At 43.8% G+C, this 20,565-nt stretch carries 24 protein-coding genes and 1 pseudogene; 13 read left to right on the top strand and 12 right to left on the bottom strand.

The annotated features are described in order from the left end of the window. The first annotated feature begins 43 nt into the window (after nucleotides 1-43). Entirely contained in the window at nucleotides 44-796 is a 753-nt protein-coding gene (locus ACYZ97_RS11315; RefSeq protein ID WP_473298942.1) for a M48 family metallopeptidase, read from the top strand. A gap of 136 nt (nucleotides 797-932) precedes the next feature. Here ACYZ97_RS11315 and tenA read toward each other — a convergent pair whose 3' ends face one another. Beyond that, entirely contained in the window at nucleotides 933-1,607 is a 675-nt protein-coding gene (gene tenA / locus ACYZ97_RS11310) for a thiaminase II (protein WP_473298940.1), read from the bottom strand. 93 nt (nucleotides 1,608-1,700) lie between these two features. Here tenA and ACYZ97_RS11305 point away from each other — a divergent pair, with 93 nt between their 5' ends. Further along, entirely contained in the window at nucleotides 1,701-2,216 is a 516-nt protein-coding gene (locus tag ACYZ97_RS11305; protein WP_473298938.1) for a hypothetical protein, read from the top strand. Here ACYZ97_RS11305 and ACYZ97_RS11300 read toward each other — a convergent pair. Both ACYZ97_RS11300 and ACYZ97_RS11295 read right to left on the bottom strand, forming a co-directional pair. Further along, complete coding sequence (locus tag ACYZ97_RS11300; RefSeq protein WP_473298936.1) at nucleotides 2,209-3,468, bottom strand: serine hydrolase; 1,260 nt, start codon at nucleotides 3,466-3,468, stop codon at nucleotides 2,209-2,211. The genes ACYZ97_RS11305 and ACYZ97_RS11300 overlap by 8 nt on opposite strands. A gap of 122 nt (nucleotides 3,469-3,590) precedes the next feature. Continuing rightward, nucleotides 3,591-5,024 carry a DUF2931 family protein gene (locus ACYZ97_RS11295; RefSeq protein ID WP_473298934.1) on the bottom strand — a complete coding sequence of 478 codons (1,434 nt, stop codon included), beginning with the start codon at nucleotides 5,022-5,024 and terminating at the stop codon, nucleotides 3,591-3,593. Nucleotides 5,025-5,214: 190 nt separating this feature from the next. Here ACYZ97_RS11295 and ACYZ97_RS11290 point away from each other — a divergent pair, with 190 nt between their 5' ends. The 5 genes from ACYZ97_RS11290 (at nucleotide 5,215) to ACYZ97_RS11270 (ending at nucleotide 8,575) form a co-directional block, all read left to right on the top strand. Beyond that, entirely contained in the window at nucleotides 5,215-5,601 is a 387-nt protein-coding gene (locus tag ACYZ97_RS11290; RefSeq protein WP_473298932.1) for a YkvA family protein, read from the top strand. A 146-nt stretch (nucleotides 5,602-5,747) separates the two neighbouring features. Further along, nucleotides 5,748-6,248 (top strand): invasion associated locus B family protein, encoded by a 501-nt coding sequence (locus ACYZ97_RS11285; RefSeq protein ID WP_473298930.1) that lies wholly within the window; start codon nucleotides 5,748-5,750, stop codon nucleotides 6,246-6,248. A gap of 152 nt (nucleotides 6,249-6,400) precedes the next feature. Further along, nucleotides 6,401-7,633: a dual-specificity RNA methyltransferase RlmN gene (gene rlmN / locus ACYZ97_RS11280; protein ID WP_473298928.1), complete on the top strand. Its 1,233-nt coding sequence runs from the start codon at nucleotides 6,401-6,403 to the stop codon at nucleotides 7,631-7,633. Between the two features lie 35 nt (nucleotides 7,634-7,668). Next, nucleotides 7,669-8,097, top strand: coding sequence for a hypothetical protein (locus ACYZ97_RS11275; RefSeq protein ID WP_473298927.1), 429 nt, complete (start codon nucleotides 7,669-7,671; stop codon nucleotides 8,095-8,097). Between the two features lie 157 nt (nucleotides 8,098-8,254). Beyond that, entirely contained in the window at nucleotides 8,255-8,575 is a 321-nt protein-coding gene (locus ACYZ97_RS11270) for a DUF4282 domain-containing protein (protein WP_473298925.1), read from the top strand. A gap of 43 nt (nucleotides 8,576-8,618) precedes the next feature. On the opposite strand, the gene ACYZ97_RS11265 is transcribed toward ACYZ97_RS11270, so the two are convergent. After that, a complete protein-coding gene (locus ACYZ97_RS11265) occupies nucleotides 8,619-9,257 on the bottom strand; it encodes a LysE family translocator (protein ID WP_473298923.1) in 639 nt (212 codons plus the stop codon). Between the two features lie 148 nt (nucleotides 9,258-9,405). On the opposite strand from ACYZ97_RS11265, the gene ACYZ97_RS11260 reads away from it, so the two are divergent. Beyond that, nucleotides 9,406-10,623 carry an argininosuccinate synthase gene (locus ACYZ97_RS11260; RefSeq protein WP_473298921.1) on the top strand — a complete coding sequence of 406 codons (1,218 nt, stop codon included), beginning with the start codon at nucleotides 9,406-9,408 and terminating at the stop codon, nucleotides 10,621-10,623. 50 nt (nucleotides 10,624-10,673) lie between these two features. On the opposite strand, the gene ACYZ97_RS11255 is transcribed toward ACYZ97_RS11260, so the two are convergent. Further along, a complete protein-coding gene (locus ACYZ97_RS11255) occupies nucleotides 10,674-11,219 on the bottom strand; it encodes a hypothetical protein (RefSeq protein ID WP_473298919.1) in 546 nt (181 codons plus the stop codon). Nucleotides 11,220-11,401: 182 nt separating this feature from the next. Between ACYZ97_RS11255 and ACYZ97_RS11250 the strand changes: the two genes are divergently transcribed. Further along, the gene (locus ACYZ97_RS11250; protein ID WP_473298917.1) at nucleotides 11,402-12,094 is read left to right on the top strand and encodes a fumarylacetoacetate hydrolase family protein; all 693 of its coding nucleotides are present in this window, start codon (nucleotides 11,402-11,404) and stop codon (nucleotides 12,092-12,094) included. Here ACYZ97_RS11250 and ACYZ97_RS11245 read toward each other — a convergent pair. The 4 genes from ACYZ97_RS11245 to rpoN all read right to left on the bottom strand — a co-directional run bounded on the left by ACYZ97_RS11245 (nucleotide 12,087) and on the right by rpoN (nucleotide 15,521). After that, entirely contained in the window at nucleotides 12,087-12,587 is a 501-nt protein-coding gene (locus tag ACYZ97_RS11245) for a hypothetical protein (RefSeq protein WP_473298915.1), read from the bottom strand. The genes ACYZ97_RS11250 and ACYZ97_RS11245 overlap by 8 nt on opposite strands. 94 nt (nucleotides 12,588-12,681) lie before the next feature. Then, the gene (ptsN, locus tag ACYZ97_RS11240; RefSeq protein ID WP_473298914.1) at nucleotides 12,682-13,146 is read right to left on the bottom strand and encodes a PTS IIA-like nitrogen regulatory protein PtsN; all 465 of its coding nucleotides are present in this window, start codon (nucleotides 13,144-13,146) and stop codon (nucleotides 12,682-12,684) included. A 147-nt stretch (nucleotides 13,147-13,293) separates the two neighbouring features. Then, nucleotides 13,294-13,881 carry a ribosome hibernation-promoting factor, HPF/YfiA family gene (gene hpf / locus ACYZ97_RS11235; protein WP_473298913.1) on the bottom strand — a complete coding sequence of 196 codons (588 nt, stop codon included), beginning with the start codon at nucleotides 13,879-13,881 and terminating at the stop codon, nucleotides 13,294-13,296. Between the two features lie 167 nt (nucleotides 13,882-14,048). Continuing rightward, entirely contained in the window at nucleotides 14,049-15,521 is a 1,473-nt protein-coding gene (gene rpoN, locus ACYZ97_RS11230) for an RNA polymerase factor sigma-54 (protein ID WP_473298912.1), read from the bottom strand. A gap of 195 nt (nucleotides 15,522-15,716) precedes the next feature. Between rpoN and ACYZ97_RS11225 the strand changes: the two genes are divergently transcribed. Continuing rightward, complete coding sequence (locus ACYZ97_RS11225; protein ID WP_473298910.1) at nucleotides 15,717-16,355, top strand: flavin reductase family protein; 639 nt, start codon at nucleotides 15,717-15,719, stop codon at nucleotides 16,353-16,355. On the opposite strand, the pseudogene lptB reads toward ACYZ97_RS11225, so the two are convergent. The 3 genes and pseudogenes from lptB to lptC all read right to left on the bottom strand — a co-directional run. Further along, a pseudogene (gene lptB, locus ACYZ97_RS11220) lies at nucleotides 16,340-17,071 on the bottom strand (LPS export ABC transporter ATP-binding protein); the annotation flags it as partial. The gene ACYZ97_RS11225 and the pseudogene lptB sit on opposite strands and share 16 nt — an antisense overlap. Nucleotides 17,072-17,142: 71 nt before the next feature. Next, on the bottom strand, nucleotides 17,143-17,766 hold the full coding sequence (locus ACYZ97_RS11215) for an LptA/OstA family protein (protein WP_473298909.1): 624 nt from the start codon (nucleotides 17,764-17,766) through the stop codon (nucleotides 17,143-17,145). 44 nt (nucleotides 17,767-17,810) lie between these two features. Then, nucleotides 17,811-18,500: an LPS export ABC transporter periplasmic protein LptC gene (gene lptC / locus ACYZ97_RS11210; protein ID WP_473298908.1), complete on the bottom strand. Its 690-nt coding sequence runs from the start codon at nucleotides 18,498-18,500 to the stop codon at nucleotides 17,811-17,813. Nucleotides 18,501-18,735: 235 nt separating this feature from the next. Here lptC and ACYZ97_RS11205 point away from each other — a divergent pair, with 235 nt between their 5' ends. From ACYZ97_RS11205 to ACYZ97_RS11195, 3 genes are all read left to right on the top strand, one after another. Beyond that, a complete protein-coding gene (locus ACYZ97_RS11205; protein ID WP_473298907.1) occupies nucleotides 18,736-19,023 on the top strand; it encodes an integration host factor subunit beta in 288 nt (95 codons plus the stop codon). Then, nucleotides 19,020-19,322: a lipopolysaccharide assembly protein LapA domain-containing protein gene (locus tag ACYZ97_RS11200; RefSeq protein WP_473298906.1), complete on the top strand. Its 303-nt coding sequence runs from the start codon at nucleotides 19,020-19,022 to the stop codon at nucleotides 19,320-19,322. Before ACYZ97_RS11205 ends, ACYZ97_RS11200 begins: the two co-directional genes overlap by 4 nt. A gap of 210 nt (nucleotides 19,323-19,532) precedes the next feature. Beyond that, nucleotides 19,533-20,564, top strand: coding sequence for an RsmD family RNA methyltransferase (locus ACYZ97_RS11195; RefSeq protein WP_473298905.1), 1,032 nt, complete (start codon nucleotides 19,533-19,535; stop codon nucleotides 20,562-20,564). The last annotated feature ends 1 nt before the right edge of the window (nucleotide 20,565 follow it).

Here is a 20,565-nt window from a genome sequence, read left to right as displayed (position 1 = left end):
AATTAGTCTGCAAAACCGGCTCCCGAATCAGCTATAATCAGCTATGCTTCGCAATCTTTTCAAACCAGCATCAACTCCCGTTGCTTTCAACGATGAATATCAATTAAGCGACCGGAAATTACCGCTTAAAGTCACGATACATCCGCGCGCTACACGCCTGACTTTGCGTATATCGGCAGGCGGAAAAGCAATTTGTGTCACCATTCCGCTCCATACAGATCCTAATGATGTCTATGATTTTTTGGATCGCCATCGTGGCTGGATCGAATCCCGCCTTGCCAAACTGCCACCCCCGATTAATGGCACAATGTTACGTGCTGGTACAAAAATACCGCTTCTTGGCGTCCCCCATTTGATCGTACATCGGCCAGGACGCGGTACTATAGAAATCGAAAAAGGGGATACACCGAAAATTATTGTTCATGGCGCCATCGAACATCTGCCGCGCCGGTTATCTGACTATCTAAAAAAACTGGCTGAAACAACAATCCGCCCCATGATTGCCAAACACGCTGAAACCGTTGGCCGCATGCCTATATCGATCCGTTTTAAAGATACCAAAAGCCGCTGGGGATCATGTTCGGCAGATGGGCAATTATCATTTTCATGGCGTATTATTATGGCACCTCGACCTATTGTTGATTATCTCGTTGCCCATGAGGTTGCCCATCTGATTGAAATGAACCATAGCCATGATTTCTGGGCCTTATGTACAAAACTGTGCCCTGATACCAAACGTTGTCGTGCATGGCTCAAGCGGAATGGCCAAGCACTACATGCCATTGAATTTCGATAGATAAGAATAATCATGGATGCGCACCAAACGCATAATCCAATCCCATAACAATTATAGATTATATACGACAACAACTGTCGATTGCTCCCAATCCTCTCGACTTTGCAAAATAAGTTTTCTGGATGAAAACTAAGCTCTAGGCTTCAAGCCCCATCTGCCAAAAACCCGCTTCAAGCTTTGTTGCCATATTAAAAATTCTGCTCAAATGCGTAAAGCGCTTTTCATATCCGATCTCATCTCCTAAACGGTTGAGCATATCGATACCGGCAACAACGCCTCTCTGATAATCTTCTCCTTCATAGGTTCTGATCCAGTCAGCATAAGGATTATCGCTCCAAACCGTATCAGAGGATGACGCCAATTTGAGACCGATTTCAGCATAACCAGCAACACAAGGCATCAAAGCCGCCAACAAATCAAGACGGTCACCGCTCAAGCCGATATCCATGACATAACGCGTATAGGCAATTGTGGCTGGCGCCTCTTCTTCAGCCAATAGTTTTTTTTCATCAATACCCCATTGCGCACAATATCGTACATGCAACGGCATCTCATCGGCAATCGCCTGCAAACCGGCCAAGGCATCGCGGATATCATCAAGACGGGTCGATTTGGCAGCAAGCAATGCATAAGAGCGTGAAAAATGCAGTAAGAAAAGATAATCCTGACGCAAAAACCGTTGAAAACAGGTTATCGGCAATGTACTGGCACCAAGCTGACGAACAAATTCATGATTGATATAACAATCCCATATGGCACCTGCATTTTTACGCAAAAGACCAAAAAGCCCGCTATCAAAATCAATGCTCACAACCATTTCTCCTCTATGCCCATCAATAACAGATCATTGCGCAATGTAAAATTTATCTATACATCTCCAGCTTTTACAAGGATCATTTTGAAAATGAGTCATGATTCCATCATAATTGACGTACCGCCGCTCAATAAAAGACTTTTCAAAAAAGTTTCGGCGCTCTTATTGCGCCCTGTCTATGGCGGTAAATGGTATCCGTGGAATTTTATACTACTTGGAATCAGTATCGGTCTGGTTTTGATTTTTCTACTCTATTATCTGGAAACCCAATACCAGATCAGCAGCCTGACAATCTGCCTTTCTTTTGTTATCGGTTATTTAACGTGCTTGCTCATCATCATCAATACGGCACGCCGCATGACCAACCACATGTATAACAACCAGCCCATCCTCTATCAGGGCTATCGCCTCATTCTGGACGAAAATTTTATGACGATCGAATTGGGCGATAGCAAAACAATCAAACCGTTAAAACAGAAGATACATCTCAATATAGAAAACCATATCATCCTGAGTATATTAGGCGTCGGCTTTATCTGGCTACCAAAAGATCTAGTTGAAAAACACCCACAAAAAGACCGTATCAAACAACTATTGTCTATCTGATTTCGGTAACAAAACAATCATAGGTCTTTTTCTTGATATAAGCACAAGCAGCATTGGCATCACGGTCGTTATCAAACTGCCCAAAACGAACGCGATAAACCGTCGTACCTTCCAATGAGCCTTTTTCGACATAGGCCTTCTGTGCCAATGTATTACGGCCCAAATCAGCCAAAACCTGTTTCATAAAATTATTGGCTGATAAATCATCAGGTAACGCTGCAACCTGTGCAACAAAACCATGCTTTAAAACATCATTGGCGGCAATTGCAGCTTTTGTACCGGCATAAGCCAAAGGCACCGAATCCGGTACTGCAGCCACTGGATGTGGCCCTGATGAAACGAGGGCAGGCACAGATTGGCCGCGCCATACCGATTGTGCCACACTCCATTTGGAAAAAACCTTCTTGGTTGAAAAACGGCTGGCTTTATCCAGATACCGATTAACAAGCGCAACAACAATATCATCGCGTTGGTTGGCGCTCTTGCCGCCCAAAACGACCACGACAAGATGTCGCCCACCCCGATTGACTGTAGTTGTAATCGTAAAACCCGCAACCCTTGTATAACCGGTCTTCAACCCGTCCGCACCGTTTATACGTTCCAATACGCGATTATGACCTTTGATAATTTTACCCTGATAATTAAAAGAGCGCATCGAAAAGAGTTTATAATATTGCGGAAACTGGTCCCGCATGGCGATGGATAAACGTGCGATATCGCGCGCCGTCGATACATGACCGGCCTCGGTCAAACCATTGGAGTTTTTATAAGTTGTATTGCGCAGGCCGAGGCTTCGGGCTTTCATTGTCATCATACGCGCAAATGCCTCGTCACTGCCGGCCAGATATTCAGCCATAATCACAGTCGCATCATTGGCACTAACCACGATCATGGCATTGACCGCCTCGCGTACAGTGATGGTTGATCCGGCCGGTACACCCAGCTTCATTCTTGGCTGTTTAGCAGCATTGGCAGAAACCGGCAGGCGTGTATTCCAGTTGATCCGGCCCGACTCCAGTGCATCAAATGTAAGATATAATGCCATCAATTTGGTAATGGATGCAGGTGCGCGTATCTCATCAGCACGATTTTGGAAAAGTACCTTACCGGTACGACCATCCATAACAATAGCTGGAAAATCCGCCAGATTAATCGGGATCGACTGCTGGGCTCCGGCTTGGGTCGATCCTATAAAAATAACAACCAGCGCCATAAAAATAAACGCTTTGAAACGACGGAAAAAACAAACCATCAAACACCCCGATCATTGCTTATGTTTGAAACCATGCCGCAAATACCGACAAATGTTAAGAACCCCATCATCCGAAGCCTTAACAAAAAGTAAATATTGATCAACAACAGCAATCCCAAAAACTAGAAGTTCTTTTTCGGTACATCATAAGGATGGTATATATCATAATCCTTAGGAAAATTTTCTTTCGTATAGCAACCTTCACGCTCATCTTCATAAACATCAACCTTCAGCCGTTTTCCATGAACAAGATTGCGGATACGCGCCGTATCACCATTAGATTTTGTACGCCCGTAATAGTAATAACCATCTGCCCGCAGCATCCGATAAGGAAAATTAGAAACCGGAGTATCATCATTTTTAAGCGTAAACATAAAACTATCATCAGGATTTGACGAAATATCTTTTTCGGTCAACTGTTTTGCAGGATCGTCATGAGGACATAAGACGGGATCAAAATCGCTATAAGGAGGATTTTTTTCAGCGGTTACTTGCTTAAGCATGATACGTTTTGTGCCATTATCAAGCAAAACATCCAGCATATCTTTTTCAGAATCAATCATGATTTCAATATTAATGAGATGATCAGGCCCCATCTTACGGAATACATTGATGATCTCTTCCCAATCCTCAGGCTTGTAGCCATTTCTCATAAAATGGCCTATTTCGACTGTAAATCGTTCCAATTTTCCTGTCTTCTTGTTAACCACCAACATATCAAGCAAATAAGGAATAGCCCGTGCTTTTAATCTTTTCTGATCCGTACCATGATGAACGATATAACGTTCACCATTAATGGTGCGCACTTCAAAGTCTTTTAATTCATAGGCATCATTCAGTTTCAATTGCCAACGATACGTATCAAAATAACGTTCAAAGTGGGAAAGCTCTATCGGCTTTGATGGTAATGGCTGCTTTATCGCCTTTTGTGCATGTCTTTTCCATTCTTCTATAAATTTTTGGCGATCGGGATAGTTAAAATTTTCAAGCGGGCCATAAAACCGATGAATGAATTTATCCCAATCATAATCAATGCGTTTGGCCTGAAAACGCGCCAACACATATTTCTCTGTGCTGTTACCTCCAGTAACCCAGATAACCACCATGCCGCCAGGTGTTACATTGACCGTCCATGAAGTGGTTGCAGTAAACTTCTCTCGCCATGAAAAAAGCTGGCGCTGATAGACAAAAGGGGAAACGGTTACATAATCATCATATTTGGTAAAATCATGGGCCGGCAACGAATACTGACCTTCCCAAAACTGATTTTCCAACACAGAAAACCAAAGTACGAAAATCTTTTTAGGAAGCGGTACAGTATTAAAAACACTGACCTGGCTACCTTGGCTCCATTTACTCCCGCTGGCAAATGACGCGCCTATTGGGAACTGATCGTTATCACGATCATCAAGAAAATAAATTCGGTCATAAGCCATAGGTGTATAGGCAGGATAACCGGCATCAACAGTTATTTTATAATTTTTCCCAGCCAAAGCATGGTTGGCAAATCCCAATATGCTGATAAAAAATACGGCCAAATTAATAATTTTCAACATGATTAAGCCAATCTTCATTTGCTTGATTTGTTTAAAACATTTTAACCGCTAAGTACAATCATCCAATCTACCAGCACCAATTCATAAAATACCATTCCCAATGGCGCACCGTCATTAATTTCAAGCAACTTGCAGCAAAAAGCCTCCATACCTATCTATAATCGGGCAGGAGCCTTATTGGAGTTTATCAATGGATAAAACCACGCTTGATATCATTCTTGATCCGGGCAATGCAAAAACCCATCATAAACGAGAATCACAGATCAAAGATAAATTCTTTGCTGTTTTAAAAAAAGCGGCAAACCAAATTCCCTTTATGGAAGATCTGATTGCCGCTTATTTTTGTGCATTTGACCCGCAAACACCAGCACGCGTGCGTGGCATTCTACTTGCTGCCCTCGCTTATTTTGTCATGCCTTTTGATGTTGTGCCGGATATGCTTGCTCTCATCGGTTTTAGCGATGATATTGCCGTGCTGACGATTGCGATTGCCAGTGTCCGCACCTATATTAACGACACCCATCTAACAGCTGCTCGTGAAATGCTTGATCAGACAAAAGATAATGAGATATTATGATAAAGAAGATTTGCCAATATTTTAACGGACACTTCACCTTTTAGTAACCACAAACCTGCCATAGTCATAACATTAATTATAGGAATCTATTCAACATTGAATAATGTTCTTGATTGTCGAAATTTTAAAAAGTGAGTCATAAAACAATGTTCGCAAAGAAGATTATTGCCACTTCTCTTATTACTTTGAGCATGATTGGCATTGCCAATGCACAAAGCCCCAAGAAATTGAAAGAGTTTGATGCCTGGGCGACCTATTCCTATCAGATGGGCGGTAAGACTGTCTGTTATGCACTTTCCGCACCACTTACATCTGCCCCTTCAAGCGTGAACCATGGCGACAATTTCTTTCTGCTCAGCAAACGTGCCGCCAATAACGGTTTTGAGCCGCAGTTCATGGCCGGTTATCCCCTAAAAGCCAATTCCAAGGTTATCGTGACTGTTGATGGCAAGAATTTTGAAATGTTTACCAAGGACAATTCCGCATGGCTGAGTGGTCCGACACTGGAAACCCAATTGGTTGCAGCTATGAAGAGCGGTAGCAATATGACCATTAAGGCTGTTTCACAACGCGGCACCAATACATCCTACAGCTATTCGCTTAAAGGCGTGACGGCTGCACTCAATATGGCTCAAAGCTGCAAATAAGTCGGCCAGAAATTTCAAATTCTGCCGCCTCAAATATTATCAATGGCGCCGTGACGGCGCCATCAATTTATGCTAGAAAGCTTGGCGTATCAGGTGAACCACTTGATCCACCAACGCTTAAAAGCCAAAAACAAAAGCCATTTTAGTATCATATGAGCATATCCTACGACTTGAAGCCGATTGGCGCCCGTGAAACATTAAAACCTGCTGTGGCTGCACAGTCGGAAAAAATATCGCTTATCGGTTTAACCCGAGAAGAAATGGCACAAGCACTGGAAAAAATTGGGGTGCCTGCACGCCAGACACGCATGCGGGTTAGCCAGCTCTGGCACTGGCTCTATGTACGTGGTGTCTCAGACTTTGCCGATATGTTCAATATTTCCAAAGAACTGCGTGCGATTCTTGATCAACATTGCAACATTGCCCGTCCGGAAATTGTCGAAGAACAGGTTTCCAATGATGGTACGCGCAAATGGCTTTTACGATTCCCCGCCCGCGGTGCCGGACGCCCTGTCGAAATTGAAACCGTCTATATTCCGGAAGAAGGGCGCGGCACATTATGCATTTCTTCCCAGGTTGGCTGCACGCTGACTTGTACCTTCTGCCATACAGGCACCCAAAAGCTTGTCCGCAATCTTACATCGGAAGAAATATTAGCACAGTTGCTGGTCGCACGTGATCGACTTGGTGATTTCCCTGACAAGAATACACCCGATGGTGCCATTGTTCCTGCAGAAGGTCGCAAGATTACCAATATTGTCATGATGGGTATGGGCGAACCGCTCTACAATTTTGATGCGGTCAAGAAAGCTCTGATCATCGCATCTGATGGTGAAGGGCTATCATTATCCAAACGCCGTATCACCCTTTCTACATCGGGTGTCGTACCCGAAATCTACCGTACTGGTGAAGAAATCGGCGTCATGCTGGCAATTTCATTACATGCTGTACGCAATGAATTACGAGACCTTCTGGTCCCGATCAATAAAAAATATCCACTGGAAGAACTGATGCAGGCTTGCCGTGATTATCCTGGTCTTTCCAATGCCCGCCGCATCACCTTTGAATATGTCATGCTCAAAGATATCAATGACAGTCTTGATGATGCCAAACGGCTGGTACAGCTATTGAAAGGTATTCCTGCCAAAATAAATCTTATTCCGTTTAATCCGTGGCCGGGGGCCAACTATCAATGTTCTGATTGGGAGCAGATCGAGCGTTTCGCTGATGCAGTCAACCAGGCTGGCTATGCCTCGCCGATCCGTACACCACGCGGACGTGATATTCTTGCTGCATGTGGACAGCTAAAATCAGAATCGGAACGCCTGCGCAAATCAGAGCGACTAAAACTTGAAGCCATGATGATTGCTGGTCATGGCGACTGATCTATAAACGAACAGATTTTTTTAATGGTGATAGAATGAATAGAATTTCAACCTTCCATTTTGCTTGGGTCATTGTTGGCTGCGTTTTTGCCGAAGCCACCTATATGATCGTGCAGATCATCCTGACCCTTCTTACCAATCCCCACCTCTACAATCTAGATGCACTGCTTTCACCCGATAATCCGCTTTATGCACTGCCGCCACTTTTCTATATCGTTGCCGGCGTCTTCCTTCTCATCATCATTATTGGTGAATGGAAACACATCTATAATGCATCTTATTATATTATCGGTGCCTTGGTGGCAGCTCTTATCTATACAGGCACCTTGCACGTCGGCCATTATGCTCCGGAACCGGGCGGCATGATCATCAACCTTATTGCAGCAGCCGGATCCGGTTTTATTTATTGGCTGGTTACACCGCGCCGCTTCAACCGCCTTTCCCTTAATACGACCTCATTTTAAGCATCATCATAAAACAGTGTCGTATTAATTGGCTTTGATGTGGAAAAACAAAATCTTAGCTATTTTCTTGACCCTATGGTTGCTAAACCCGACCTGAAAATCTCCGGTGCCTATGCGGGGAGATATTCCATGTAAGCACATAATTCAGGAGAAATTCATGCAAGATAGTTTCAACCAACATTTACAGGACAAAAAAGGCCTCGCCAACACCGTTCTTCACCTTGATAAATTTATCACACCAAAAGCTATTACCCTTTTCTACTGGGTATTGATGATTGTTATCGCTCTTGTTTGCGTTTTAGGCTTCCTCGGTGGCATTATTGCATTATTGACAGGCAATATTTCCCATGGTTTGACACTTATCATTGCATCGCCCCTTGGCGCTTTGGTCTATTGGTTCATCCTGCGTATGAGCGTTGAAATGACCATTCTTGCTTTCAAGAGCAATGAATATCTGAAAAAAATCAGTGAAAAATAAAATTCTTCCAAAAGTTAAAAAGACGCCCGCTTGCGGGCGTTTTTTATTTTGCCTGTGCCAACAACAATCTTAAAGCAAAAGCGGTAAAAACACCCGCCATCAACCAATCAAGTAAACGGATAATACGTGGACTCGATTTTAACATGGCAGCAAACCGGTTTGCAGCAAAAACCATTGCAACCGTAAAAGGCAATGAGATCGGAATAAAACTCAAGCCCAAGAAAATAATCTTACCAGCAGCATGTGGGTCGTTGGCAACAACGAATTGCGGCAGAAAGGTCAGGTTAAAAAGCAAAACTTTGGGGTTAAGTAAGTTGACACTCAAACCATCAAGATAATGACGCTTCAAACTAACCTTACGGACACCTCCGGCCAAATTAAAACTGGACCCATGATAAATCGCCTGAAAAGCCAGCCAAAGCAAGTAAAGCGAACCGGCAATTTTCAATATAAAAAAGGCAAGAGGCGAAGCCGTAACCAAAGCTGAAAGACCAATAGAAACAGCGATAACCTGCATGAATATACCGCTACAACAACCGGCGATGGCGGCAAAGCCCGCACTTTTTCCCTGTGCAATCGACCGGCCAACAAAAAGAGCCATATCCGGTCCAGGTATAAGAGTAAGAATAATTGAAGCGCCGGTAAATTGTAAAAATATATGCCAATCAGGTATAAAATCCATGTCCGACTCCGTCACTTGTCATATAAAAGCCTCTTATCCGCATTACATCGTCTTTTTTCAGCTGGCAATGGAGAATCCGTCAATGCACTCTTGCAAGCATTGGCACAACTGCTAAAAGGGTAAAAACTCATAAAGATTGGGCTGAATCATGCAAAAATGGAAAGATGTCAAAAAAGTTGTTCTGGCTTATTCGGGCGGATTGGATACGTCTATCATCCTGAAGTGGCTGCAAACAGAACTGGGTGCCGAAGTCGTTACATTTACCGCCGATCTCGGTCAGGGCGAAGAACTGGAGCCGGCACGCAAAAAAGCCGAAATGCTCGGTATCAAAGAAATCTATATCGAAGACCTGCGCGAAGAATTTGTCCGCGATTTTGTCTTTCCGATGTTTCGTGCCAATGCCGTTTATGAAGGTGTCTACCTACTTGGTACATCCATTGCCCGTCCGCTGATTTCCAAACGTCTCATCGAAATTGCAAAAGAAACCGGTGCCGATGCCATTGCACATGGAGCTACCGGCAAGGGTAATGATCAGGTACGTTTTGAACTATCGGCCTATGCCCTCAATCCCGATATCAAAATTATTGCACCATGGCGTGACTGGCAGTTCAAAAGCCGAACAGACCTCATCCAATTCGCCCAAGATCACCAGATTCCGGTTGCCAAGGACAAACAAGGCGAAGCACCTTTTTCTGTCGATGCCAATCTGCTGCATTCCTCATCCGAAGGCAAAGTGCTGGAAGATCCAGCCGTTCCGGCGCCTGAATATGTTCATATGCGCACAGTCTCGCCGGAAGCCGCACCAGACAAGGCAACCATTATCACCATCGGCTTTAAAAAGGGCGATGCGGTTTCAATCAATGGCAAAGCCATGTCACCGGCAACACTTTTAAAAACCTTGAATGATTATGGCCGTGACAACGGCATCGGCCGTCTTGATCTAGTTGAAAACCGTTTTGTCGGCATGAAATCACGCGGCATTTACGAAACACCGGGTGGTACAATTCTGCTCACAGCCCATCGCGCCATAGAATCCATCACCTTGGATCGAGGTGCTGCCCATTTGAAAGATGAATTGATGCCACGTTATGCCGAACTCATCTATTATGGCTTCTGGTTCTCGCCTGAACGCAAGATGCTGCAGGCTGCCATTGATCTTTCTCAGGAAAATGTAGAGGGCGAAGTGACACTGAAACTCTATAAGGGTAATGTCATTGTCGAAGGTCGCCAGAGCGACAAATCACTCTATTCTGACAAACTGGTCACCTTTGAAGATGACCAAGGTGCCTATGACCAGAAGGATGCGGCAGGTTTCATCAAATTGAACGCCCTACGCCTACGTACACTGGCCGTCCGCGACCGTTAAAAATCGATATAAGGCTCCGTTGAAACCATGTAAACGGAGCTTTGTACATCTTAAAAATTACGATATTGAGATGGCAATAGCTGCTCTTTATAAATACGGTTTTCCAGTTGCCTTTGATGCGGCAAGCTAATTGCTATCACACCAATTGTAAAACTGAGCATTGCAATAATAGTCGCGATAATAAGGCCTGATGCGCCTTGTATAAAAGCGGGGCAATTTATGGGATCGCGTTGCAAAGGCTCGGTATCAGGATCTTCATCAACCGTCACAGTGAAAAGACCAAGATTGGCAAGCGGTACAATTAATAACCATGCTGCTTTCTTACTATCAAAGCCATCGTATGCACGTGCAACAGACACCTTCATAAAGAAAAAACCAAAAAGAAAGATTGGAATCAGTTCCAAAACCAGACGATAAATATTCAATTCATCATCAAAAATTGCATGCAACAGCAATTCATTGAGATAGGTCAAAATAACATAGAGACAAAATATCAAAGAAAAGCAGCAAATATAGGGAATGCGTGGTAGGGTTTTGCGATTCAAAGTGCTGAAATAAGCAAGGAATGCACCCAAAAGCATAGCGATTAAAAGCATACCGAGCGAAGTGTTTTCACTCCTTATAGAAAGAATATAATCAAGAATTTTTTTAAACCTTATATTGAAAAAGAAAACACTATAGCATTCATTCGCAAACAAGCAAATCCAATCACAGTAATGCGATTCGACAGATTAAAAAACAAATCTATAGTTATTTTATTACTTTTCGCGGAGACAAAATGACCGATTCTTCTTATATTTTTAGACCGCAACACATTGCTTCTCTACCAATCCAAGGCAGTAAAAATCTTTTTCCTGTTCATCGTATTTATTGTGTTGGACGCAATTATGCCGATCATGCGATTGAAATGGGGCATGATCCCAGTAAAGAACCGCCTTTCTTCTTTCAGAAAAATCCGGATAATCTAATTACAAACGGACAATTTCCTTATCCGCCAGCCACAAAGGATGTCCATCACGAGGTTGAACTGGTGGTTGCACTTAAAAACGGCGGCAAAGTCATAACACCGCAACAAGCTATCAACTGTATTTTCGGCTATGCCATCGGCCTTGATATGACACGTCGTGACTTACAAGCAGAAATGAAAAAAGCCGGACGACCATGGGAAATCGCCAAGGCATTTGAATATTCTGCACCCTGTTCACCTCTTACCGAGGCAACAAAAACCCAATCCATGGAAAATGGCACCATCAGCCTGAGTATCAATGGAACCGTTCGCCAAAGCGGTAATCTTAACCAGATGATCTGGAAAATACCGGATATGATTTCCTATCTATCGAAACTATTCGAACTTAAAGCCGGAGATATTATCATGACCGGAACACCGGCAGGTGTCGGCCCCGTCCAGAAAGGCGACCACCTTGTTGCCCATATTGATGGTCTCAATGATTTACATGTAACCGTTATCTGACGGCCTGATGACGCCGTGTGGTCAACATACGGCGTTCTTCACGACGTTCTTCCATAATCGGGCCCTTGGCCATTTTCTTCAATTTTTCCATGTGTCTTTTGCGCAAGGTCGGTGAACGGCGACGAACAGAAGGCCATAGAATCAATGGAAAAGTAAAAATATGGAAAAAGGCGAAAACAATAATATTGGCCGTTTTAGCTGCCAACATATAGCGGTGACGCGCCCGAAGAATATAATAAGGGATAGCAGAACTGATAAAAGCGAGCGCAAACCAGCCAAATAAAATCAAAGCAAAAAACAGATAATCACCCATTTCGCCTTTTGAACGAAAAAAATCCAACTGAAATTCATCAATCAACCAGCGCGACAGGCTGATAAGGCCGATAAAAAGTGCGCCATAAATAAAAACAACAAAAAGAACTAAAAAAATCAACGGCGCTGGGCTACCCGCAGATAGCGTATAGCGTTTATCATCCTGCATCGTGGCAACCATGTTCCAACCTTAGGGAATCCCCTATCATATTTATAATGGTTGCTTATACAACTTGACCATACGAAGAAGCAATCTTTATGCGTAACTTGCGCCGTTAAGCCGCATCCGAAGCGGGATGTTCAGTCAAAAAGGAATAAAGCGCCTGAGCTTCATGGGTGTTGCGCAGTTTTTGCACCATATCCCCATCACGAAAAATACGGGCAATCCGTGAAAGAGCCTTAAGATGGTCAGCACCGGCATTTTCAGGAGCCAATAACAAGAAAACAAGATCAACCGGCTGGTCATCGAGTGCTTCAAAATCAACCGGATTTTCAAGACGAGCAAAAACCCCGACAATGCGATCAATCGTTGTCAACTTGCCATGCGGAATAGCTATACCATTACCGACACCCGTAGAACCGAGTTTTTCACGTGCGATAATTGTATCAAAGACATCGCGTTCATTCAGACCGGTCAATTCAGCTGCTTTTTCAGCCAAAATTTGCAAAATCTGTTTTTTCGATGTCGCTTTCAGGGCTGGAATAATGGCATTGGGCGCAATCAAATCGCTAAAATCCATTGTTCTTGCTTCCTCCAACTAGGCCTTGCCCCATTCTATATCAAGAATATCGACAAGACAGTTTATGTTGTATGGCCTTCTATATTCATCCGATAAATAAATACGGTGAAAATAATAAAATCCAATAATGATCGGTGTTTTTTTAGCCTATGTAGATGTATTTTTTACATTCGATGGATCAATCCATCCAATATTACCATCAGCACGACGATAGACGATGTTGATCGTGTTATTGCCTACATTGCGGAACAACAGAACCGGATTATCCATCAAATCAAGCTCAACAACCGCATCAGCGACCGACATGGCACGCAACGCAACCGACGTTTCTGCCACAATAGTCGGCGCATAATCTTCCGGCAGATCTTCATCCGCATCCGGAACCGGCTCCATAATATGATAAGCAAACTCAGAAAAGGCAGCACTTTCACCGATATTGCCATGACGTGATTTCAAACGGCGCTTATAACGACGCAAACGTGTTTCTATCCGTTCAGCAGCCGCATCAAAAGCAAGCTGCGGATCCTGTCCATTGCCTGTTGTCTGTAAAATCGCACCAGTACTCAAATGCAGAACACAATCAGCCGAATAACGCGAACCAGATTTGGTAACCGTTACATGGCCGGTCGTACTACCATCAAAATATTTGGAGACCGCATCATTAATGCGCTCTTCAATACGAGCCCGAAAGGCATCGCCAATATCCATATGCTTGCCTGAAATGCGGAGCGTCATTTGTAAACCTCGTTTATATTCCGTTACCTCAGCAGCTTAAACAAATCTTTGAGCCGGCGCAAACTGAAAGCGCTATTTTTATTAAAACCTATTAGTCTCGGGGCTTCTATTCACGTAACAGGCCAAAGTCAACCAAGAAACTCAATTTTAAATAATGCCTAAGACCATCATCCGCCTTGCCGAAGCTTTTTTTCACGACGTCGGGAAATTGAAGAAGCAATATTCATAGCTTCACGATATTTAGCAACCGTTCTGCGTGCAATATCAATTCCCTCACCTTTCAAAATCGAGACCAAAGCATCATCCGATAATATATTATCAACGCCTTCTCCATCAATCAGCTGCCGGATACGAAAACGCACAGCTTCAGCCGCATGTGCTTCGCCCCCGTCATTATCCTGCAATGCCGCTGAGAAAAAATGGCGCATAGCAAATGTTCCACGCGGTGTCGAAATAAATTTATTAGCAGTGACGCGCGACATGGTTGATTCATGCATATTAACAGCCTCGGCAAGGCTTGCCAGCGTCAAAGGTTTAAGATGCGCAATGCCATGACGCAAAAAATTTTCCTGTACCCTAACAATTTCCTGACTAACCTTGAGCAGCGTTCTTGCACGTTGATCAAGTGCATGTATAAGCCAATTCGCATTTTTCAAACAATTACTCATAAAAGCTTTTTCCTCACCATCCTTGGCAAGGCGGGCACTATAGCAATTATTGACAACCAAACGCGGCAAAACATCACTATTAACCTCGATATGAAAACCGCCATAACCATCATCTGTAATCAGAACTTCCGGCACAATAATATTGCTGCCACTTACTGAAAAGGCCATACCCGGCTTAGGATCAAGTGCCCTTATTTCATCAAGCATATCAAGCAGATCATCTTCACCGACACCACATTGCTGTTTAAGATAAATAAAATCCCGCTTAGCCAATGCCGGCAAATGATTCAATAAAACTTTCATCGCCGGATCAAGCCTATCCTTGCGGCGTAATTGCAAGGACAGACATTCACAAAGATCACATGCAAAAAGACCTGCCGGATCAAAATCCTTCATCGTATCCAGAATGGTTTCAAGTTTCGATAACGGCCATCCAAGTCGCGTTGCCAACGCGTCCAAATCATCGGTAAAATAGCCATTATCCTCAATCAGATCGGCAATCTGCATGGCGACAAACCGCTCAGCTTCACTTTCAAAAGCAAAGGCAATCTGTTCGCGTATATGATCTTTCAATGTTTTCGTCTGGGCAATATTTTGCAAAAAATCGAAATCATTTGTATCCGACCCGCTTAACCGCGTTGAAACAGGTTCATAAAATCGGTCTCCAGAATCATCGGGATAAATATTTTCTATCGAAGCATCAAATGTATCGGCTATTTTTTCGGCATCAGGAATTTCTTCCTGTGAAAAATGATCAATATATGAAGAATCAAAAGATGGAAAATCTTCAAAATTTTCTATTTTTTCCATATCGGAAGCTTGCTCCAACAACGGATTTTTTTCAAGCTCCTCGGAAATGTAGGCTTCAAGCTCTATAACCGACATCTGCAACAGCTTCATCGACTGGAGCAATTTTGGTGTCATCGCTAGAAATTGCGTCTGACGTAAATCAACTCGGGGCGATAAAGCCATCCAGATGCTATCTCCTTAAAATAAAAATAAATGTAAAAACAGCTACGATTATACGCAAATAAAACCTGATTGGACAACAAAGAGTTCAAAGACAAACATCACATCAAAACCCGTTTTTCTATCCATAGGTTTACTCTCTTCCATTTTATTGCCTTTTCATGCCAAATAGCTGGACCAATCAAGGAACATCGGCATATGCATTATCATATCAACGACTATCCAGAAAATATCATCTATAAACTGCTTACCGCAACTATAACACCGCGTCCTATCGCTTGGGTCACGAGTTGTGATGCCAATGGCCATATCAATGCGGCTCCTTTCAGCTTTTTCAATATTATGGGCAATAATCCGCCATTGGCCGTCTTTAGCGTCATGAAACCATCCGACCGCATCATAAAGGACACTGCAGCCAACATTCTTCAAACGAAAGAGTTTGTTGTAAACCTCGTACCTTTCAGTCTTGCCCAGCAAATGAATATAACCGCTATGGAGGCCCCTCACGGTTTTGATGAGCTGGCCGCTGCCAATCTAACAACACGCCCTTCACAACACATCAAAGTTCCGCAAATCGCCCAATCACCGGTTTCTTTCGAATGTATTGACCATGCAACCATGGAAACCGGCGAGAACCAATATCTGGTAATCGGCAAGGTTATCGCTATCTATATTGATGACATCTATATAATTGATAGCGAAAAAGGTTATGTCGATACACCACGCTTAGAACTGATCGGCCGTATGCATGGACGCGGTACCTATCTAAAACCAACCGATCTATTCAATATAGATCGGATCGATTTTAAAAGCTTCCAAGATCACAAAGAGAATTGATCACCAAGATAGAGACGACGGACATCGCTATTGGCGACAATATCATCAGGCTGGCCATGCGTTAGCACCCGACCGGCATGAATAATATATGCACGATCTACCAAGCCAAGCGTCTCACGCACATTATGGTCGGTAATCAAAACACCGATACCGCGCTTAGTCAGATGACGCACCAATTGCTGGATATCGGCAATTGCAATCGGATCAATGCCGGCAAATGGTTCATCTAAAAGCATAAAATTAGGTCGTGACGCCAAAGCACGAGCAATTTCAAGACGGCGTCTTTCACCACCGGAAAGTGAAATAGCCGGTGACTTACGCAAATGAACAATCTTGAATTCTTCCATCAAGGCATTGAGTTCTTCTTCGCGCTTGCTCCGGCTTTTTTCGACAACCTCAAGAACAGCCTTGATATTATCTTCAACCGAAAGTCCACGAAATATAGAAGCTTCCTGCGGCAAATAGCCAATACCCAATCGCGAACGACGATACATCGGCATGTCGGTGACATTAAAACCATCGATCTCGATTGATCCCTCATCCACTGGCACCAAACCAGTCACCATATAAAAACAAGTAGTCTTACCGGCACCATTGGGACCAAGAATACCGACAGCCTCGCCAGCACGCACGCCAAAAGAGACATCATTGACAACCCGTCGGCCACGGTAAGTCTTACTCAGATTACGAGCAACCAACGTACCTTTCAGCCTTTGATCGACACCGGCGGATCCCCCCTCACCGAAAATCAGATTTTCATATGATATTTGCATTTCGCTCATCAGACTTACTGATTCCCACCCTGCTCGTTATTCTTCATAATAATCGAAACACGTCCCTTCTGACTGCTGCCCTTACAGCTTTCGAGATAAGCTTTTCCTGTATCCATATGGGCCGTCAATTTACAACCGGTGGCAACATTATCCCCATCAGTCAAGATGACACGACCGCCTGTCAAAACCATAACGTTTGTCTTAGCTTCGAACACTCCCTGATCACCGGTCGCAACCTGTGTTGCAGTCTTGATATAGACCTTGCCGGAAGCTTCCATCCGCTCAACACCGGTCGAACCCAAACCACCTGCCTGTGTACCTGCCGGTTGTGCCGCCTGATCGCCACTTGGCGCCTTGGCATAATGGACGACCAACTTGGCTGTGCGCAAAACACGGTCGCCTTGAACCAGCGATACATTGCCGGTAAAAATAGCAATGCCTTCTTTGTCACGCATTTCAAGATTATCGGCATTAAGCTCCACCGGCTCCTTGCCGCCAGAAAGATTGATGCCAAAATTAGTTTGCTGGCCATAAGCAGCACCCCATGGCATAAACGCTAAAAATGCTGCCGCACCAATACCCAAAAAACTATGCTTCAACAACGAACCGCAGATTTTGCGGGCAAAAAGTCCGGTCATTCCAAATCCTCTAAATCAAAGCGTCTATACGCTGATTGTTTTTCTTACTCCGGAGGCGTATTGTCAATGAGAAGATTGACACCGCCATGAAAAAATAGAACTTGCCCGTTATTACGGACCTGCATGCCATTCGCCTTAAGATGCTGCCCATCCCGCTTAATATCGACAGGCTTTGATGAACTCAACTGGCTGGTTGCAAGATTGACATCGGCAGACTGGAATTTGGCAACCATACCGTCATTCGTTGTCACTGTAAAAGGCTCGTTCAGGTTAAGGCGACCGTTGATATTGTCATAAATACCGCCTTTGGCATCAACTTTGGCCTGACCACGATTGCCCAATGGCAATTCAGCATCAATATTTCTCAATTCGATAATGCCGCTTTGTGAAGGATCCTGAATAGCTTTTGCTGCCCTCATCGAATAGGGACGGTTACTGCTGGTATAACCTTCAAGCTTCGGTTCAATCATTGTCAGACGACCATCCTCATTCTGGCCATTTACAATCAGCAGATCATCAAAAGAGGGTGTTGCAAAAAAAGTATACCATGAAAAAACAACAGCAATCAGCACAGCAAGAACCGGCAAGACTTTTTTCATAACTCGTACGCGATGTGAATGCAGACGAGCAGCATTAAACATAGCATCCGATTTATGTGATGCTGAAAAAATACCATCCGATGATGTGTTTTTTAAACGATCATCATATTCTCTATATTGCGGGGCAAGCGCCATTCACGATCCAAACCGGTTGTTTATCCATACGATATGAAAATTATCCCTTTCTTCTTCAATATGGTGTTTTTTCACAAACGAAAACACATTTTTTCTCAATTATTGATTTTTATCAAAAAACACTTTGACGTTTTTTTAAAAACTAGAGATTGACGAGACGATCTTGACGGTCAATAAGATTAAGATAACATAATGTGAAAATACCATATCTTTATTTATGGTCATGGAGGTTGTTTTGATTAAATCCGAGCTCGTACAAATCATTGCCACCCGCAATCCGCATCTTTTTCAGCGTGATATTGAAAATATCGTCAATTCGGTATTTGATGAAATTTCAGCGGCGCTCTCTGATGGCAATCGTGTTGAATTGCGCGGCTTTGGCACTTTTTCTATCAAGAACCGTCCCGCCCGCAGCGGCCGCAACCCACGTACCGGCGAACAGGTATCGGTCGATGAAAAATGGATCCCGTTTTTTAAAACCGGCAAGGAATTGCGCAACCGCCTGAACAGCGAGAACAAATGAGCCTTAAACGGATTGTAAGCCTGATTATTCTGGTGCCAGTGGCGATCATTTTGATCATGTTTATTGTCGCCAATCGTGAAATGGTTGCCCTGACACTCAATCCGTTTACAAATTACGATAAAAGCCTGACTTTTACAGCGCCCTTTTTTGTCTGGCTTTTTGCCGCTCTTGCCATTGGTATCATCATAGGCTCTATCACCACTTGGCTAAACCAACGCAAATACCGCAAAGCCTTGCATGAAACACAACAGGCCTTGCAACAGACCAAAACAACACAAACCAATCTGATCATCCATTAAATACCGAATCAGATAGCGAAAAAATTTCCAATAGAAAAATAACCGTAATCGGGCATTATATTTATCATATCAATGTTGAAATCTTTTATGCCGATATTGCAGTTGAGGTGACGTGAATAATTTAATTATGACAATGTTCTCATTTCATTTTTCCCTTTTTCAAATTATGCTTTATAGCGAAACCGCAAAATCAACAAAGAAACCCGATTCGTGAAACAATCTTTCAAGAAAAACAACCGGCCCCCAAATACAGCCGATCATCATGGCAAAGGCACAAGAAAACCGCGCCCTGAGAAGAAACCGGCCCCAGTACCACAATTATCTTTCCAACTCCGCCTGCAAGGCGCCAGACCGCACGAGCGCCTACCGCTTATTCTGGAAACCGGTGCAAGCCCTGATTATGCTTTGATTGACAGTGGCAACGGACGAAAACTCGAACGTTACGGCAATTACCGTATTATCCGTCCTGAGGGACAAGCCCTTTGGCAACCAGCCCTAACACAACGGGACTGGGACAATGTCGATGCTATCTTTACCGGCAATACCGATGAGGAAGGACTGGGACGCTGGCATTTTCCAAAAACACCTTTAGGCGAAACATGGCCGATGCAATGGCATGGCCTACCCTTTTGGGGACGCTTTACCTCCTTTCGCCATGTTGGCGTTTTTCCAGAGCAGGATGCCCATTGGGCCTTTATGGAAAAACTAATTATTGACGCGAATCGACCGATCAAAGTTCTCAATCTTTTCGGCTATACCGGTTTGGCGTCATTGATTGCTGCGCGTGCCGGTGCTGAAGTGACCCATGTCGATGCCTCGAAAAAAGCAATTCTCTGGGCACGGGAAAATCAGGAATTGGCCAAACTCAATGACAAACCCATCCGCTGGATCTGTGAAGATGCGATGAAATTTGTCCAACGTGAAGCGCGTCGCGGTAAAACATATGACCTCATATTGCTTGACCCGCCCGCTTATGGACGCGGGCCAGCCGGCGAAGTCTGGCAACTTTTTGATCATCTACCCGCTATGGTTGCCGGTTGCCGGGCAATTTTATCCGATAAACCGCTAGCCATGGTATTAACCGCCTATTCGATCCGTTCATCCTTTTTTGCCATTCACGAATTGATGCGTGATGAAATGACCGGTATGGGCGGACTGCTTGAATCAGGTGAATTGATTTTACGCGAAGAAACCGCCAAAAGAACATTATCAACCTCACTTTTTAGCCGTTGGACCTTGTAAA

This window comes from Bartonella sp. bp_1, from assembly GCF_055808085.1.
This window is presented reverse-complemented; position numbering and strand designations above follow the sequence as displayed.